Origin of the sequence: Candidatus Devosia phytovorans (genome assembly GCA_029202405.1) — a bacterium.
Taxonomy (GTDB): Bacteria; Pseudomonadota; Alphaproteobacteria; order Rhizobiales; family Devosiaceae; genus Devosia; species Devosia phytovorans.
Genome location: CP119312.1, coordinates 1918993 through 1934482, shown reverse-complemented (window position 1 = coordinate 1934482; position 15490 = coordinate 1918993). Strand labels below are relative to the sequence as shown.

The 15490-nt window shown below is 61.1% G+C and carries 15 protein-coding genes; 11 read left to right on the top strand and 4 right to left on the bottom strand.

The genetic code is table 11. From position 1 onward, the window contains the following. Positions 1 to 20: 20 nt before the first annotated feature. From P0Y65_09625 to P0Y65_09615, 3 genes are all read right to left on the bottom strand, one after another. On the bottom strand, positions 21 to 833 hold the full coding sequence (locus P0Y65_09625; protein WEK06477.1) for a carbohydrate ABC transporter permease: 813 nt from the start codon (positions 831 to 833) through the stop codon (positions 21 to 23). After that, positions 830 to 1717, bottom strand: a complete 888-nt coding sequence (locus P0Y65_09620; protein WEK06476.1) for a sugar ABC transporter permease — start codon at positions 1715 to 1717, stop codon at positions 830 to 832. The genes P0Y65_09625 and P0Y65_09620 overlap by 4 nt, the downstream gene beginning before the upstream one ends. Positions 1718 to 1789: 72 nt before the next feature. After that, the gene (locus P0Y65_09615; protein ID WEK06475.1) at positions 1790 to 3058 is read right to left on the bottom strand and encodes an extracellular solute-binding protein; all 1269 of its coding nucleotides are present in this window, start codon (positions 3056 to 3058) and stop codon (positions 1790 to 1792) included. Positions 3059 to 3163: 105 nt separating this feature from the next. Here P0Y65_09615 and P0Y65_09610 point away from each other — a divergent pair, with 105 nt between their 5' ends. From P0Y65_09610 to nrdF, 5 genes are all read left to right on the top strand, one after another. Next, a complete protein-coding gene (locus P0Y65_09610; GenBank protein WEK06474.1) occupies positions 3164 to 4081 on the top strand; it encodes a helix-turn-helix domain-containing protein in 918 nt (305 codons plus the stop codon). Positions 4082 to 4693: 612 nt separating this feature from the next. Further along, positions 4694 to 4915 (top strand): glutaredoxin-like protein NrdH, encoded by a 222-nt coding sequence (gene nrdH / locus P0Y65_09605; protein ID WEK06473.1) that lies wholly within the window; start codon positions 4694 to 4696, stop codon positions 4913 to 4915. A gap of 18 nt (positions 4916 to 4933) precedes the next feature. Next, complete coding sequence (gene nrdI / locus P0Y65_09600; GenBank protein WEK06472.1) at positions 4934 to 5338, top strand: class Ib ribonucleoside-diphosphate reductase assembly flavoprotein NrdI; 405 nt, start codon at positions 4934 to 4936, stop codon at positions 5336 to 5338. Between the two features lie 50 nt (positions 5339 to 5388). Next, positions 5389 to 7494 (top strand): class 1b ribonucleoside-diphosphate reductase subunit alpha, encoded by a 2106-nt coding sequence (nrdE, locus tag P0Y65_09595; GenBank protein WEK06773.1) that lies wholly within the window; start codon positions 5389 to 5391, stop codon positions 7492 to 7494. 14 nt (positions 7495 to 7508) lie between these two features. After that, a complete protein-coding gene (gene nrdF / locus P0Y65_09590; GenBank protein ID WEK06471.1) occupies positions 7509 to 8483 on the top strand; it encodes a class 1b ribonucleoside-diphosphate reductase subunit beta in 975 nt (324 codons plus the stop codon). Positions 8484 to 8700: 217 nt separating this feature from the next. On the opposite strand, the gene P0Y65_09585 is transcribed toward nrdF, so the two are convergent. Then, a complete protein-coding gene (locus P0Y65_09585) occupies positions 8701 to 10824 on the bottom strand; it encodes a TonB-dependent receptor (GenBank protein ID WEK06470.1) in 2124 nt (707 codons plus the stop codon). Positions 10825 to 11011: 187 nt separating this feature from the next. Between P0Y65_09585 and P0Y65_09580 the strand changes: the two genes are divergently transcribed. The 6 genes from P0Y65_09580 to P0Y65_09555 are packed head-to-tail and all read left to right on the top strand — an operon-like array spanning position 11012 to position 15487. Continuing rightward, positions 11012 to 11176 (top strand): hemin uptake protein HemP, encoded by a 165-nt coding sequence (locus P0Y65_09580; GenBank protein WEK06469.1) that lies wholly within the window; start codon positions 11012 to 11014, stop codon positions 11174 to 11176. A gap of 8 nt (positions 11177 to 11184) precedes the next feature. Further along, complete coding sequence (locus tag P0Y65_09575; protein ID WEK06468.1) at positions 11185 to 12237, top strand: hemin-degrading factor; 1053 nt, start codon at positions 11185 to 11187, stop codon at positions 12235 to 12237. A gap of 8 nt (positions 12238 to 12245) precedes the next feature. Then, the gene (locus tag P0Y65_09570; protein ID WEK06467.1) at positions 12246 to 13121 is read left to right on the top strand and encodes an ABC transporter substrate-binding protein; all 876 of its coding nucleotides are present in this window, start codon (positions 12246 to 12248) and stop codon (positions 13119 to 13121) included. A 6-nt stretch (positions 13122 to 13127) separates the two neighbouring features. Further along, a complete protein-coding gene (locus tag P0Y65_09565) occupies positions 13128 to 14231 on the top strand; it encodes an iron ABC transporter permease (GenBank protein WEK06466.1) in 1104 nt (367 codons plus the stop codon). A 5-nt stretch (positions 14232 to 14236) separates the two neighbouring features. After that, positions 14237 to 15052 (top strand): heme ABC transporter ATP-binding protein, encoded by an 816-nt coding sequence (locus tag P0Y65_09560; protein WEK06465.1) that lies wholly within the window; start codon positions 14237 to 14239, stop codon positions 15050 to 15052. After that, the gene (locus P0Y65_09555) at positions 15053 to 15487 is read left to right on the top strand and encodes a hypothetical protein (protein WEK06464.1); all 435 of its coding nucleotides are present in this window, start codon (positions 15053 to 15055) and stop codon (positions 15485 to 15487) included. Positions 15488 to 15490 lie beyond the last annotated feature (3 nt).

Below are 15490 nucleotides of genomic sequence, written 5' to 3'. Positions count from 1 at the left end.
GTTGATGTCTCCCGTTCGGACTATTTGACCGCGCCCAGCATGCCTTCGACGAAGCGGCGCTGGAGCACAAAGAAGATGATGAGGGTGGGCAGGGTGGCGAGCACGGTGCCAACGAAGATCATGCCGTAGTCGGGCGTGTAGGCCGAGGTCAGGGCCGACACGACCAGCGTGATCGTCTTGTTGTTTTCGGTCTGCAACACGATCAGCGGCCAGAGGAAATTGTTCCAGTTGGCCATGAAGGTGATGATGGTCGCCGCCGCATAGGTCGAGCGCATGACGGGCAGATAGACATAAAGAAAGATCTGCCATTCCTTGAGCCCGTCGATCTTGGCGGCATCACGCAACTCCCGCGGGAAGGCCTTGGTGGCCTGGCGGAAGTAGAAGATGATGAAGATCGAGGCGATGCCCGGCAGGATCACCGCGGCAGCCGTATTGACCAGCTTGGCCTGCGAAATCATCACGAACAGCGGCACCATCAGCGCCGCAAACGGGATGGACAGCAAGAGCAGCAGGAAGGCAAAGATGCGCTCGCGAACCCTGGAGCGGAAGATCTCGAAGGCGTAACCGGCCAGTGACGAGATGATCAGCGTCAGGACCGTGCCGATGCCCGCGATCAGGATCGAGTTCCAGAACACGCGCAGCACATCGATCTGGGTGAAGAAGGCCGCGATATTGTCGAACAGGGCCGTCCCCGGGCTCGACTTGCCGCGGATGATTTCGGCCGACTTGTTGGTCGTGCCGATCGCCATCCAGATGAAGGGGAAGATCGACACGAAAGCCGCGATCGAAAGCAGGACATAGACCAGCCCGCGGCGAATATAGGCCAGGGTCATGCTGTCCTCCTGTCGCGTGCGACGAGGAACTGCAGGAAGCTCAGAATGGCCACGATCACCACGATGACCCAGGACACGGTGGCCGAATAGCCAAAGCTGGGCATGAACTTGAAGGTGAGGTTGTAGATATAGAGCGAGAGCGTCAGCGTGGAGTCCGATGGGCCGCCCTGCGTGATGTTCTGCACCTCGTCAAACAGCTGCAAGGTACCGATTGTGGAAAGGACGGTGGTGAACAGGATCACTGGCTTCAGCATGGGAATGGTCAGGTAGCGGAAGCGCGCCCAGGCGGGGACGCCGTCGATCCGGGCGGCCTCGTAGATCGAACGATCGATATTCTGCAGCGCCGCCAGATAGAAGATCATGTTGTAGCCGGTCCAGCGCCAGGTGATGGCGAGGATGATCAGCACTTTTGCCCAGAACGGATCGGACAGCCACGAGATCGGCGAGCCGATGATATGCAGCGCCAGCAGCGTCTGATTGACCACGCCCTCGGTCGCAAACAGCGACTTGAAGATGGTCGAATAGGCAATCAGCGAGGTGATGCAGGGCAAAAAGATCGCCGTGCGGAAGAAGCCGCGAAAGCGGAGCTTGGGATCATTGAGCGCCACCGCAAAGAGCAGGGCCAGAATGATCATGATCGGGACCTGGACGGCTAGGAACAGCATCGTATTGCCGAGTGCCCGAAGGAACACGCCATCCTGTGTCAGGCGCATGATATTGGCGAAACCGCCAAAGCTGAAGTTCATGCCGCGACCGGTCTGCAGGCTCATCCAGAGCGACCAGACGATCGGGTAGATCATGAACAGTCCGAGCAGGACCAATGCCGGTGCCACGAAGACCCAGCCGTTTATCTCTTCCCGGCGGGTGAGATTTCCTTGTGCCAATGCGCCGCCCTCCCTTGCGGTTGTAACTGGTGGAATGAACCGGGCACCCGGAGGCGCCCGGCCAGTGGGAGTTTACTGGGTCTGCTGCTGGGCTTGAGCGTTGATCGCCTGGAGGGCTTCGTCAACGCTACCACCCTGCGCGATCGTCGGAAGCTGCGCCTCGACGGCCGAGCGCACTTCGTCGGTAAACAGGCCATAGTCGATTGGTGGCACTTCACTCAGCCACTGCGAGAAGCGCTGCCAGACCGCTTCGCCGCCGAAGAACTCGTCCGACGACTGGTAGGCTTCGCCTTCGCGGGCCGCGAGCAGCGAGCCGACGGCGCCCTGATTGACGAGGATTTCCTGGTAGAAGTCGACGTCCTGGGCCCAGATCTGGTTGAGGAAGTCCACAGCCTCTTCCTTGTTGGGCGCAGAGGAGAGCACGAACCAGCTCGAGCCGCCCCAGTTACTGGCGTTGATCGAGCCTTCGAAATCCATGCGCGGGATCGGGGCGACGGCCCACTTGCCGGACTGGTCGGGATTGGCCTTGATCGTGCCGGTCATCCAGACGCCGACGGGCACCGAAGCGGTGCGGCCCGAGGTAAAGGAGCCGGTATAGTCGGCCCAGTCGGACACGGGCTGCACCAGATCGGCGGCAAACAGCGCGGCATAGGTCTCGAGCGACTTTTTGAGGGCGGCGTTTTCAAGGATGTTGAGGCTGCCGTCCTCGTTGAAATACCACTGGCCGGTGGAATGCATCATCGCGCTGACGAGGCCCGTTTCGGCAAAGTCGACGTCGAGCAGCTTGTGGCCGGTCTTTTCCTGCACGACCTTGCCGATCTCGATCAGGCGGTCCCAGGTGATGTTTTCGAGGTCTTCGGCGGTAAAGCCGGCTTCGCTGAAATAGTCCGAGCGATAGAAATAGCCGGTCACGCCGGAATCGAAGGGCACCGAATATGATTTGCCGTCCAGCGTCGCCGCCGCAACCTTGTACTGGGCAAAGGCCGCCATATCGATCGTGTCCGACAGCGGCTCGAAGGCGCCGGGGAAGGACTGGAGATATTTCTGGGCCACGTCGTCCTGGATCAGCACGATATCGGGCAGGCCCTCGGTATTGCCGGCCAGCAGCTGGGTCTGCAGCTTGAGGCGGATGTCGTCCTGGGTGGAGCTGTCATCGATGATGACATTGGCTTCCGGGTTGATGGCCTCATAGCGCTCGGCGGCAAGGCGCATCGCATTGCCGTTGAAATTGGGGTCCCAGACCCAGACGGAAATGTCGCCGGCGAAGGCGGCAGTCACACTCAGCATGCTCACGCCCGTCAGGGCGGCAAGGCGCGTCAACCGCGCAGAATTGCGGATCATTGTAGTCCTCCCTTTTCATTTGCTCTTCCTCTGAGCACTCCCTAGGCTATTCATATTACAAATGGCGTCCATCTAAAAAGGCAGGCGGACTTGGCGGAAAGTAAGATGGACGACCGGACCTACTACGTCCCCGACGCCAATGGCGTGGAGCGCTTGCCGACGGTTCTCTCCATGTTCAATGCTGCCCCTCCCGTCATGAGAGCACCGCACTGGCATGCCCAGGTCGAGGTCAACTACATCGTGCGCGGCTGGGTGCACTACCGCATGAGCGGCCACGATATCCGCTTCGAACAGGGCGATATGGCCCTGTTCTGGGGTGGTTTGCCCCATCAGCTCGACGATGCCGCGGACGACGTTGTCTATGCCGGCGGGCATCTGCCGCTGGTGCACTTCTTTCGCCTCCGCCTGCCGCAGGATGTGCAGTCGAGGCTCATGCAGGGGGCGACGCTGATCACTAGGGCGACCGACGCTTCCGACCCGCTGAACTTCGAGCGGTGGAACAATTATGCGCGATCGGGCGATCCGATGAAGGCCAGCATGGCCATCGAGGAACTGTTGCTGCGCATCGAGCGCGTCCGCTTTGATGCCTATGAACTTCTGCTGGGTCGCGCGCCGGTCGCCAGTGCAGTCGTCGGCCTCGATCACCACTCCTCGCCCACCGTGGTGCGCATCTGCGATTTCATTGCGGATAATTTCCGCGAGGAAATCGATTCGTCCGACATTGCCCAGGCGGCCGACATCCATCCCAAATACGCGATGAACGTCTTCAAGAAGTCGACGGGGATGACGCTCAACGATTATGTGAACCTGATGCGCCTCAGCTATGCCCAGGCCCTGCTGATGCAGGAAAACGCCAATGTGCTGCAGGTCGCCATGGACAGCGGTTTCGGCTCGCTCAGCGCCTTCAACAAGGCCTTCCGCAAGATCTCCGGCATGTCGCCCAGCGATTTCCGTCGCGACATGCGCACCCGGCCGGGTGGGGAACGCACGGTCCCGGCGCAGGCAAGGCTGCGTATCAACTAGGAGATGCGCGATTCGCCCCGAAAGCGATTCCCTGGTTGTGAATCGTGCTGACGGGCACCACATCTTGTGTCATTCCGGCCTTCGGTTCCGACCGCACTCATGATGGTCTCTACGCTTTCAACAGGCCGGTTTCCTGCCGATCAGCGCCCGGTCGCAGGGCTTTTTGCGACAGCTTGAGGGCTTATCACCGCTTTCCCCAGCCACCAGGCCTATCGTGGCTGTCTCGCGTCATGGCACTGTCATTTGCGAGGTCCAGAGGCCGCGACTCGGCAGCCTTCCTTGTCAACGCCCATAAATTGCCATGATTGGCACACGAGCCGTTGACGTAAAATAAGTGTCGCATACTATATGTAGCGTTCGAGGTTACGCCGGGCCGCAAGCGGTCTGTAGCGACGATGGGTGTGCGGCTTAGCCGAAAACGACCCACAGCCAGGGCAGGCGTCCAATACAAGAAGCGGTCCGGTTCACCCGGATTGCTTTCGGACGACCCCACGGGGCCGACCGCGAACACATGCCACCGGGCGAGGTGGCCAATGGGGAACTTGCTGCCACTACAGGTAGTGCGTTGTCCGTTGACGCCTCGCATTCAGAAATTCTCTTGAGGATAGATTGATGACCATCACCGTTTACAGCAAGCCCGCCTGCGTCCAGTGCACCGCCACCACCCGGGCGCTCGATCGCAAGGGCATTGAATATACGGTCGTCGATATCTCCGAAGATGCAGACGCCTACGCCATGGTCGAAGGCCTGGGCTATCGTCAGGTCCCCGTGGTCGTTGCCGGCGAGCAGCACTGGGCCGGCTTCCGCCCGGACATGATCGGCGGCCTTGCCTGATTTCCCAGGGGCAGGGGCATGGTGACGCTCGTCTATTATTCCAGCAGGTCGGACAACACCCACCGCTTTGTACAAAAGCTCGGGTTTTCCAACCTTCGTCTGCCGGTCGACGCCGCCTCCGCTGCCCCCCTGGTCGATGAGCCCTATGTGCTTGTCGTCCCCACCTATGGTGGTTTGGGAAACAAGGGTGCGGTGCCCAAGCCGGTCATCCAGTTTCTCAATGTAGCCGCCAACCGCAACCTGATCCGCGGCGTCATCGCCGGGGGTAATACCAATTTCGGCACGACCTATTGCATAGCGGGCGACATCGTCTCGCAAAAATGCGCCGTGCCGCTTCTCTACCGCTTCGAACTGCTCGGAACGGCTGAGGACGTCGCCAATGTCAGACAGGGACTCGAAGAGTTTTGGACACGCTCACACTAGACCGCACCGAAGAACGCCCTGCCGCCAAGGGTCAGGGCCAGGATCAAAGCCTGGACTTCCACGCGCTGAACGCCATGCTGAACCTCTATGACGAGGCCGGCAATATTCAGTTCGACAAGGACAAGCAGGCGGCCAAGCAGTATTTCCTGCAGCATGTGAACCAGAACACCGTGTTCTTCCACAATCTGCGCGAAAAGCTCGATTACCTGACCACCGAGGGCTATTACGAGCGCGCTGTGCTGGATCAGTACACGTTCAATTTCGTGCGCGACCTGTTCGACCACGCCTTCGACAAGAAATTCCGCTTCCCGACCTTCCTCGGCGCGTTCAAATACTACACCAGCTATACGCTCAAGACCTTCGACGGTAAGCGCTATCTCGAGCGCTATGAAGACCGCGTCTGCATGGTGGCGATGGCATTGGCCCGGGGCGACGAAGTCTTGGCCCGCAATCTCGTCGACGAGATCATGGCCGGCCGTTTCCAGCCGGCGACGCCCACCTTCCTCAATGCCGGCAAGGCGCAGCGCGGCGAGCTCGTTTCCTGCTTCCTGCTGCGTGTCGAAGACAATATGGAATCGATCGGCCGCTCGATCAATTCGGCCCTGCAGCTCTCAAAGCGCGGTGGCGGTGTGGCCCTGAGCCTCACCAATGTTCGCGAGATGGGCGCCCCGATCAAGCAGATCGAGAACCAGTCCTCGGGCGTGCTGCCGGTGATGAAGCTGCTCGAAGACAGCTTCTCCTACGCCAACCAGCTCGGCGCCCGTCAGGGCGCGGGCGCAGTCTATCTGCATGCCCATCACCCTGACATCATGCGCTTCCTCGACACCAAGCGCGAAAATGCCGACGAAAAGGTCCGCATCAAGACGCTGTCGCTGGGCGTGGTGATCCCCGACATCACCTTCGAACTCGCCAAGAACAACGAGGATATGTACCTCTTCTCGCCCTATGACGTGCAGAAGGTCTATGGCGTGCCGATGACCGAGATTTCGGTCACCGAGAAGTACCGCGAGATGGTCGAGGACGGCCGCATCAAGAAGAAGAAGATCAAGGCGCGCGAATTCTTCCAGATCATCGCCGAGATCCAGTTCGAGAGCGGCTATCCCTACATCATGTTCGAGGACACGGTGAACAAGGCCAACCCGATCGCCGGCCGCATCACCATGTCCAACCTGTGCTCGGAAATCCTGCAGGTCAGCGATGCCTCGACCTTCAACGAGGACCTGTCCTATGACCACATGGGCAAGGACATTTCCTGTAATCTCGGGTCGCTGAACATCGCCAATGCGATGGACTCCGAAGATTTCGGCAAGACCATCGAGACTTCCATTCGTGCGCTGACCGCCGTGGCGGACATGAGCAATATCTCGTCCGTTCCCTCGATCGCCAAGGGCAATGACGAGAGCCATGCCATCGGCCTGGGCGCGATGAACCTGCACGGCTATCTGGCCCGCGAGCGCATCTTCTACGGTTCGGAAGAAGGTGTCGACTTCACCAATATCTACTTCCTGACCGTGGCTTACCACGCCGTCAGGGCGTCAAATCTGATCGCCACAGAACGCGGCGAGACCTTCAAGGGCTTCGGCAATTCCAAATACGCGTCAGGCGAATATTTCGACAAGTACACTGACCAAGAATGGCTGCCGGCCACCGAAAAGGTTGCCAAGCTGTTCGAAGACGCCGGCATTCACATCCCGACCCGGGAAGACTGGAAGGATCTGAAGGCCAAGGTCATGATGACCGGCATGTACAACCAGAACCTGCAGGCCGTGCCGCCGACCGGTTCGATCTCCTACATCAACCACTCGACCTCCTCGATCCACCCGATCGTCTCCAAGATCGAGATCCGGAAGGAAGGCAAGATCGGCCGCGTCTACTATCCGGCTGCCTTCATGAGCAATGACAACCTGGAATATTACCAGGACGCCTATGAGATCGGTCCGGAAAAGATCATCGACACCTATGCCGCAGCCACCCAGCACGTCGACCAGGGCCTGTCGCTGACACTGTTCTTCCGCGATACCGCGACCACCCGCGATATCAACAAGGCGCAGATCTACGCCTGGAAGAAGGGCATCAAGACCATCTATTACATCCGCCTGCGCCAGATGGCGCTGGAAGGCACGGAGGTGCAGGGCTGCGTTTCCTGCGCGCTCTGACACAAGGACCCGACATGAACGTTCACATCAAGCCGCTCAGCCGCGTCCGCGCCATCAACTGGAACCGTGTCCAGGACGACAAGGATCTCGAGGTCTGGAACCGCCTGACTTCCAATTTCTGGCTGCCTGAAAAGGTGCCGCTGAGCAATGACATCCCGTCCTGGGCAACGCTCAACCCGCTCGAGCAGCAGCTCACCATCCGCGTCTTCACCGGCCTGACGCTGCTCGACACTATCCAGAACGGCGTCGGCGCCGTTCGACTGATGGCTGATGCGAAGACCCCGCATGAAGAGGCGGTGCTGTCCAACATCTCGTTTATGGAAGCGGTGCATGCCCGTTCCTATTCGTCGATCTTTTCGACGCTTTGCCTGACCCCGGACGTCGACGACGCCTATCGCTGGTCGGAAGAAAACGAGTTCCTGCAGCGCAAGGCCTCGTTGATCATGGAGCAGTATGACAGCGCCGATCCGCTGAAGAAGAAGGTCGCCTCGGTCTTCCTCGAAAGCTTCCTGTTCTATTCCGGCTTCTACCTGCCCATGTACTGGTCGAGCCGCGCCAAGCTCACCAATACCGCCGACCTCATCCGCCTGATCATCAAGGACGAGGCCGTGCACGGCTATTACATCGGCTACAAGTTCCAGCGCGAGCTGGAACGCGTCTCCGAAGAGCGCCGCCAGGAGATCAAGGATTTCGCCTTCGACTTCCTGCTCGAGCTCTATGACAACGAAGCCCGCTATACCGAAGAACTCTATGACGGCGTCGGCCTGTCCGAGGACGTCAAGAAGTTCCTCCACTACAACGCCAACAAGGCGCTGATGAACCTGGGCTACGAAGCCCTGTTCCCGCCCGAGGCCTGCAAGGTCAACGCGGCAATCCTCTCGGCCCTGTCGCCGAACGCCGACGAGAACCACGACTTCTTCTCGGGTTCGGGCTCGTCCTATGTCATCGGCAAGGCCATTTCCACCGAGGACGAAGACTGGAACTTCTGATCTGCAGGGCAGGTCACGTGGGAGCGATCCCGATTTGAAGGGCGGCAGCACAATCGTGCTGCCGCCCTTTTGCTTGTGATGGAACGGTCGCCGCTGACACAGCCGGGCAGGGAGGTCTCCTGCAACGGTCAACCCTCCGCGCTGGTGCGACAAACAAAAACGCCCGCCCTTCCGGGCGAGCGTAGCGTTCAATGCATGGGTAGGGGGTCAGCAGGACTTAGTAGTCGAACTGCTTGGACAGGGTCAGCTTGAATGTGCGGCCCTTAGAATCCGTCTGCGAGAGGTTGTCGCGGTAATCGGCGTTGAAGATGTTCTCAATCGACGCCTGCAGCGTGGTGCCGGCAAACACGCCGGTATCGGGCTTCCACGATGCAAAGAGATCGTAGCTCTGGTAGCCGTCGCGCGGTACCACGGGGCTTGTGGTGGTGGCTGCTACACTGTTTTCGGAATCCGAGACAAGCTTGGCGCGTGCACCCACTTCAAGATTGAACTCGGGAACACGGGCACCAGCTGACAGCACGACGCGGTGAGCCGGAATTGCGCGCAGCGGACGATCGTTGCTGTTGTCGTAGCCCCAGGTCGCCGTATAGGCGAGATTGGCAAAGAACAGGTCCGAGTTATAGGCCGCTTCCGCCTCGATGCCGTAAATGCGGGCCCGATCGACGTTGGCGTAGTAGACGACAGCCGGGAAGGTTGCCGACGAGCGCGAGCCGCTGGTTGCGATCAGGTCGTGCAGGTCATTGTAGAAGCCCGTGAGCTTCAGCGATGCTTGGTCGCCAGACTGGATCAGATCGAAGCCGGACAGCGTGCCGCCCAGCTCATAGTTGACCGCCCGTTCCTTGAGCAGGTCCATGTTCATGCCCGCGCCGCTGTTCTGAACGGTGTAGAGTTCATCGATGGTCGGCAGGCGTTCAGTATAGGCGACCGAGCCGAACACGCCGATATTGTCATTGATGTCGTAAAGTGCCGCGATCTTGGGTGAGAACGCTTCGTTGCTGATATCGCGTGCGCCCGTGATTTCCGCTGAAGGCGAAATGGCGCTGAAGTCGCCGCGCATACCGGCGATCAACGTAAGGCGCTCGTCGTAGACGAACTCGTTCTGCACGAACAAGCCCAGCTTGTCCTCGGTGCCTTCCGGGTGCTGCAGCAAACGCTGGGCACTCGACGGGTTCGGACGTTCGGCAAGGCGATCCTGATGGCTGGCCTGGAAGCCGAAGGTGAAGTAGTTTTCGAAGTTGTCGCCAATCCACTCGACGGTGTTGTCAGCTTTTAGCTGGTAGTTCCGGTACACATAGGTCGTGTCATCCAGAATTGCCGTGCTTGGGACGCCAGGTATGGCCGACGAGGTGCCGTCAGACTGGCTATTCTGCGTGTTCGAATATGAGAGCTGGATATTCGTATCGAGCCAGGGATTGTCGCTGGCCGGATTCTCATACGACAGGACGACAGTGTCGTCGGTCACAGTGCGGTCGGTGAAACCAAAGGCAGTGTTGAACGCCGGATCGATCTGAGTCTGCACATAGGGCTGGTCCGGATCATCCGAATTCCAGCGCTGATAGGACAGGCGGAGCACCTGCTCGTCATTCTCGCCAAACTGGGCAGTGCCCTTGATCAGGCCTGAGAGTGTCGAAAAGTCGGTACCCTGACCGATGGTGCCATCGGCGAAGGTGAAGTCTTCGGCCCGGCGCCAGTTGCCTGCAGCGAGGATGTCGAACGTCTCGTTGAGCTGGTGCGCCCAGATACCCGAGAGCAGCGTACCATCGCCGTTGGAATCGTAGGAGGCCTTGGCGCGGATAGCGCCGGTCTTGCCGTCGGCTATGAAGTCGGATGCGTCCTTGGTGGTGAAGTTGATCACGCCACCGAGGGCACCGGCTCCGTAGAGCGTGGACGACGCAGGACCACGCAGCACTTCTACCTGCTTGTACAGCTCGGGCTCCGAGAAGAACGAGCCCATACGGTATTGCTCGTTGAATTTCGGCACACCATCCACATTGATGATGATGCGGGCCGCGTCAGCGGTGTTTTCGGTCACGCCGATACCGCGGATATTGAACGCCTGGCCCAGGACATTGTCCGAACCGAGCATCGTCACACCGGGAACGCTTTCGAAAATATCGCCAACCGTCGTGGCCTGGGTCTTGTCCAGATCTTCCTGGTCAATGACCGTCACCGCCTGCGGCGTATCGATTGCCACTTTCGGCGCACCCGCGCCGATCACCAGGCGTTCCAGCAGCGTCACATTGGTCGTGTTGACATTCTGTGCTGCGGCGCCCTGCGCAGCCACGATTGCAAGCGCCACGCCACCCATAAGGGTCGCGGCACGCGACTTAACCAGCCCCATTCAAAGTCTCCAGTCGGTAAATTGTTGATGGCTGGCTGGCTTCTGGCTGGCTTGCCGGATCGATTCATGAGTTTGACGATCACCTATTGCGGGCTGTAAATAATATGTCTATGGAAGTCAAGTTTTCTGGTGTCAAAATTGTGGCAAAAGCGCTGCAAGAGGCAGCGGATAAGTTTGGAAATTTATCATGTCTGCCAAGCCCTTGCCGGAACCCGAACCTGAAAGCGCTCCAGCGCGCGAGCTCACGAGCGAGGAGCTGTTTGCAGGCAAACCGGAAGTGCTGATCATGCACCGGGGCGCCCCATACCGGCTACGCATCACGCGGCAAGACAAGCTCATTCTTACAAAATAGGCCTCAAAGTGACCTCAGTTGAGACAAAATCCCCCGACGAAATCCGTCAGCTGCGTGCCCTGCATCCCGAGATGCGCGAGCGCGATTTTGCCCGCGTGCATTCGATCTCCGAGGCCGAGCTCGTCGCGGCCCAGGTCGGCAGCACGGCGATTCGGCTCAACGTCGATCTCGACATCCTGCTCAACGGCCTTACGGCTGTCGGCGAAGTCATGGCGCTGACCCGCAATGAAAGCGCCGTGCACGAAAAGATCGGTCCCTACGAAAAGATCGTGCTCGGTCCGCGCGCATCCCTCGTGCTGGGCGCCCAGATCGATCTGCGCATCTTCCCCTCGCGCTGGGCCTTCGGCTTTGCCGTGAAAAAGACCGCCGAAGACGGTGCCGTCAAGCGCTCGCTGCAGTTCTTCGATGCCCAGGGCGATGCCGTGCATAAGGTGCATGCGCGCCCCGCCACCAATGAAGAAGCCTGGAACATTCTCGTCGCCAACCTGCGCCACGAGGAGCAGCTCGACAGCGTCGTGACGGTTCCGGCCGTTCCCGAAGTGCTGGGTGAACCCTCCGACGCCGCCGCCCTGCGGGAAGGCTGGTCCGCCATGACCGACACGCACCAGTTCTTCGGCCTGCTCAAGAAGCACAACCTGCCGCGCCTCGATGCGCTGGAACTGGCGGGCGAGGATTTCGCCTGGCAGCTCGATCACGCCGCCGTCCAGGGCCTGTTCGACAGCGTCGCCGGCACCGACCTGCCGATCATGGCCTTCATCGGCAACCAGGGCTGCATCCAGATCCATGCTGGCCCGATCACCAATATCAAGCCGATGGGCCCCTGGCTCAACATTCTCGACGAGACCTTCCATATGCACCTGCGCCTCGACCAGGTGGTTTCGGCCTGGGGTGTGCGCAAGCCGACCTCGGATGGCCACATCACCTCGGTCGAGCTCTACGACGCCAATCGGGAGCTGATCATGCAGTTCTTCGGCCAGCGCGAAGAGGGCCACGGCGAACGCGAAGGCTGGCGCAATGTGGTGCAGAACCTTCCCGTCTATTCCAAGTCCAACGCAGCGTGAGCCAGACCATGCGCATCTACACTTTCTCTGCAGCCGCCTTGTTGGCCACGATCATCGTCCCTAGCCTTGCCTGGGCGCAGGACCTGACCGAATTTGCCGACTCCTCGCGTCTCGTTTCCATCGGCGGTTCGCTCACCGAGATCATCTATGAGCTCGGCGAAGAGGGCAGGCTGATCGCCCGCGACCAGACCGCAACCTATCCCGAGGCCGTCAATACGCTGCCCGACGTCGGCTATATGCGCCAGCTCGCCCCTGAAGGCGTGCTTTCGGTCAGCCCGACGGCCCTGCTGGTCATCGAGGGCAGTGGTCCCCCTGACGCCCTCGAGGTGCTGTCCCACGCCGGCGTCGAATTCCAGACCGTGCCGGAAAGCTTTTCGGCCGACGGCGTCGTCACCAAGATCCGGGCTGTTGGCCAGGCGCTTGGCGTCACCGACAAGGCCGAACTCCTCGCGGCAAAGGTCGAAGACGAGTTCGCTGCGCTGCAAACCCGTAACGCAGCCGTCACCGAACCCAAGCGCGTGCTGTTCATCCTGTCCAACCAGGGCGGCCAGATCCAGGCTTCCGGCACCGGCACCGCCGCCAATGGCATGATCGAACTCTCCGGCGCCACCAATGTCATCAGCGACTACGACGGCTACAAGGCGCTCTCGGAGGAAGCCATCACCGAGGCCGCGCCCGACGCCATCGTCATGATGGATCGCGGTGGCGACCATTCCGCCAGCGATGCCGAACTGCTGGGCCATCCAGCCATTGCCCTGACCCCTGCCGGCCAGAACAAGGCGATCTACCGCCTCGACGGCGCCTATCTGCTCGGCTTCGGCCCGCGCACCGCGGCGGCGGCCAATGAACTGGCTGATCTGCTCTACGGCGCACCGGCACATTAGGAGGCGATGATGGTGGCCGGCACTGTGCTCGTTTCCGATACTGCCGCGACTCGACGCGAGGCCGGTGATCGCAGCCAGCTCGGCCGGATCACCGTCATTGTGCTCGCATTTGCCTTGATCGTGGCCATGCTCCTGTCCATGACCACGGGCGCGTCCGGCGCCTCGGCCTGGGCTGTCATCGGCTCCTGGTTCGGTATCATGCCCGAGGATTCGGCCCAGTTTCTGCGTGACCAGGCGGTGATCTACAATATCCGCCTGCCGCGCATGCTGCTGGGCGTGCTGATCGGCGCGGGCCTTGCCGTTTCGGGCCTGCTGATGCAGGGCCTGTTCCGCAATCCCTTGGCCGATCCGGGCCTGGTCGGCGTCTCCAGCGGCTCGGCGCTCGGCGCCATCTTCATCATCGTCCTCGGCACCACTGTCTTTGCGCCCTTCACCCAGGCGCTGGGTATCTTCGCCCTGCCGATCGCCGCCTTTGGTGGTGGTCTGCTCACCACCGCCATCCTCTACCGCGTGGCCACCAGCGGCGGTCAGACCGCCATTGCCACCATGCTGCTGGCCGGCATCGCCATCGGCGCACTGGCTGGTGCTGTTTCGGGCGTGCTGGTCTATGTCGCAACCGATGCGCAATTGCGCGACCTGACTTTCTGGGGCCTGGGCTCGCTGGCCGGTGCCACCTGGATCAAGATCGCCGCCGCCGGCCCGATCATCGCCATAGCCCTGCTGGTCGCCGCCTTCCTCTCCAAGGGGCTCAACGCCCTGACGCTGGGCGAGGCGACGGCCGCCCATCTGGGCCTCCAGGTCCAGCGTTTCAAGATTCTCACCATCGTCTCGGTCGCCGCGGCAACCGGCGCCTCGGTAGCGGTCAGCGGCGGCATCGGTTTCGTCGGCATCGTCGTGCCGCATCTGCTGCGCCTCGTCATCGGACCCGATCATCGCTACCTGCTGCCAGCCACCGCCTTGCTCGGCGCAAGCTTCCTGCTGATGGCCGACGCGATCAGCCGCACCATCGTCTCGCCCGCCGAATTGCCGATCGGCATCGTTACCGCGGCCTTCGGCGGACCATTCTTCCTGTGGATCCTGCTGCGGCGCCGCTCCGCCTTTGCCTGGTGAGCGCCATGATCGAAACCGAAAACCTCAGCGTTGACCTCGCCGGCCGTACCATCCTGTCCGGCATCGGCTTTGCTGCACCGGCGGGCAAGCTCACCGCCATCATCGGCCCCAATGGGTCAGGCAAATCGACCCTGCTCAAGGCCATCTCCCGCGACTATCGCTATACCGGAACGGTCCGGATCAACGGACGCAACCTGGCCGATATGTCGGCCATGGAAACCGCCTGCCAGCGCGCCGTGCTACCCCAGTCGAGCACTCTGCCATTCCCCTTCACCGTGCGCGAAGTCGTTGCCATGGGAACCACGGCGGGTCGTCCAGGTCCCTCCGGCGAAGCCCTCCGCTCCCTGCCGGAGCGCGCCCTGGCGCGGGTCGATCTCGCTGACTTTGGTGGCCGCTATTATGGCGAGCTGTCCGGTGGCGAGCAGCAGCGCGTGCAACTCGCCCGCGTCCTCTGCCAGGTGTGGCAGCCCGTCCTCGACGGCCTTCCCCGTTTCCTGCTGCTTGACGAACCGGTCTCGAGCCTAGACGTCAAGCACCAGCTGATGATCATGGACACGGCGCGCAGCCATGCCGATGCCGGCGGCGGCGTCATCGCCGTGCTGCATGATCTCAACCTGGCTGCCATGTATGCCGATCACATCGTCGCCCTCGCCAATGGCCGCCTCGTCGCCGCCGGCACGCCGGCCGAGGTCCTGACCGATTCGACCATCCTGTCGGTCTTTGACGCGCCACTCCGCGTCGGCGTCGTGCCCACGGCCGATGCGCCTTTCGTGCTGCCGCAATCGGCGCAGCACACCTCTCTCCAATCCCGGGTTGCCTGAATGAAAAACGCTCTAGCCATCATCTTCGCCCTGTGCTGCGCCAGTCCAGCCATCGCTCAGGACACGCCCGTGGCCCCGGAAAATGCCGCCGCCTTCACGCTCGAGCTCAATGCCCTCCACCCCGCCGCTGCCGGCTGCCGCGTCACCTTCCTCGCCACCAATGAGCTCGGCAGCCAACTCGACCGTGCTTCGGTGGAAATGGCCCTGTTCGACAGCGCCGGCACCATCGACCGCATCGTTACGCTCGATTTCCGCGCGCTGTCGCAAGGCAAGACCAAGGTGCTGCAGTTCGAACTGGCCGGGCTCGACTGCGACAATGTTGGTCGCGTCCTGATCAATGACATCACCGCCTGCGAAGGTCCCGACCTCGTGGCCACCGCGTGTCTGGCCGGGCTGGTCACCACGACCCGCTCCGACATCGCCTTCGGTGCCTGATCC

What these genes read in the sequence shown, in the direction of transcription:
- nrdH (WEK06473.1), top strand. Translation starts at nt 4,694, where the DNA reads ATGACCATCACCGTTTACAGCAAGCCCGCCTGCGTCCAGTGCACCGCC.
- P0Y65_09560 (WEK06465.1), top strand. Translation starts at nt 14,237, where the DNA reads ATGATCGAAACCGAAAACCTCAGCGTTGACCTCGCCGGCCGTACCATC.
- P0Y65_09625 (WEK06477.1), bottom strand. Translation starts at nt 833, where the DNA reads ATGACCCTGGCCTATATTCGCCGCGGGCTGGTCTATGTCCTGCTTTCG.
- nrdF (WEK06471.1), top strand. Translation starts at nt 7,509, where the DNA reads ATGAACGTTCACATCAAGCCGCTCAGCCGCGTCCGCGCCATCAACTGG.
- P0Y65_09565 (WEK06466.1), top strand. Translation starts at nt 13,128, where the DNA reads ATGATGGTGGCCGGCACTGTGCTCGTTTCCGATACTGCCGCGACTCGA.
- P0Y65_09615 (WEK06475.1), bottom strand. Translation starts at nt 3,058, where the DNA reads ATGATCCGCAATTCTGCGCGGTTGACGCGCCTTGCCGCCCTGACGGGC.
- P0Y65_09580 (WEK06469.1), top strand. Translation starts at nt 11,012, where the DNA reads ATGTCTGCCAAGCCCTTGCCGGAACCCGAACCTGAAAGCGCTCCAGCG.
- P0Y65_09610 (WEK06474.1), top strand. Translation starts at nt 3,164, where the DNA reads ATGGACGACCGGACCTACTACGTCCCCGACGCCAATGGCGTGGAGCGC.
- nrdI (WEK06472.1), top strand. Translation starts at nt 4,934, where the DNA reads ATGGTGACGCTCGTCTATTATTCCAGCAGGTCGGACAACACCCACCGC.
- P0Y65_09555 (WEK06464.1), top strand. Translation starts at nt 15,053, where the DNA reads ATGAAAAACGCTCTAGCCATCATCTTCGCCCTGTGCTGCGCCAGTCCA.
- P0Y65_09585 (WEK06470.1), bottom strand. Translation starts at nt 10,824, where the DNA reads ATGGGGCTGGTTAAGTCGCGTGCCGCGACCCTTATGGGTGGCGTGGCG.
- P0Y65_09570 (WEK06467.1), top strand. Translation starts at nt 12,246, where the DNA reads ATGCGCATCTACACTTTCTCTGCAGCCGCCTTGTTGGCCACGATCATC.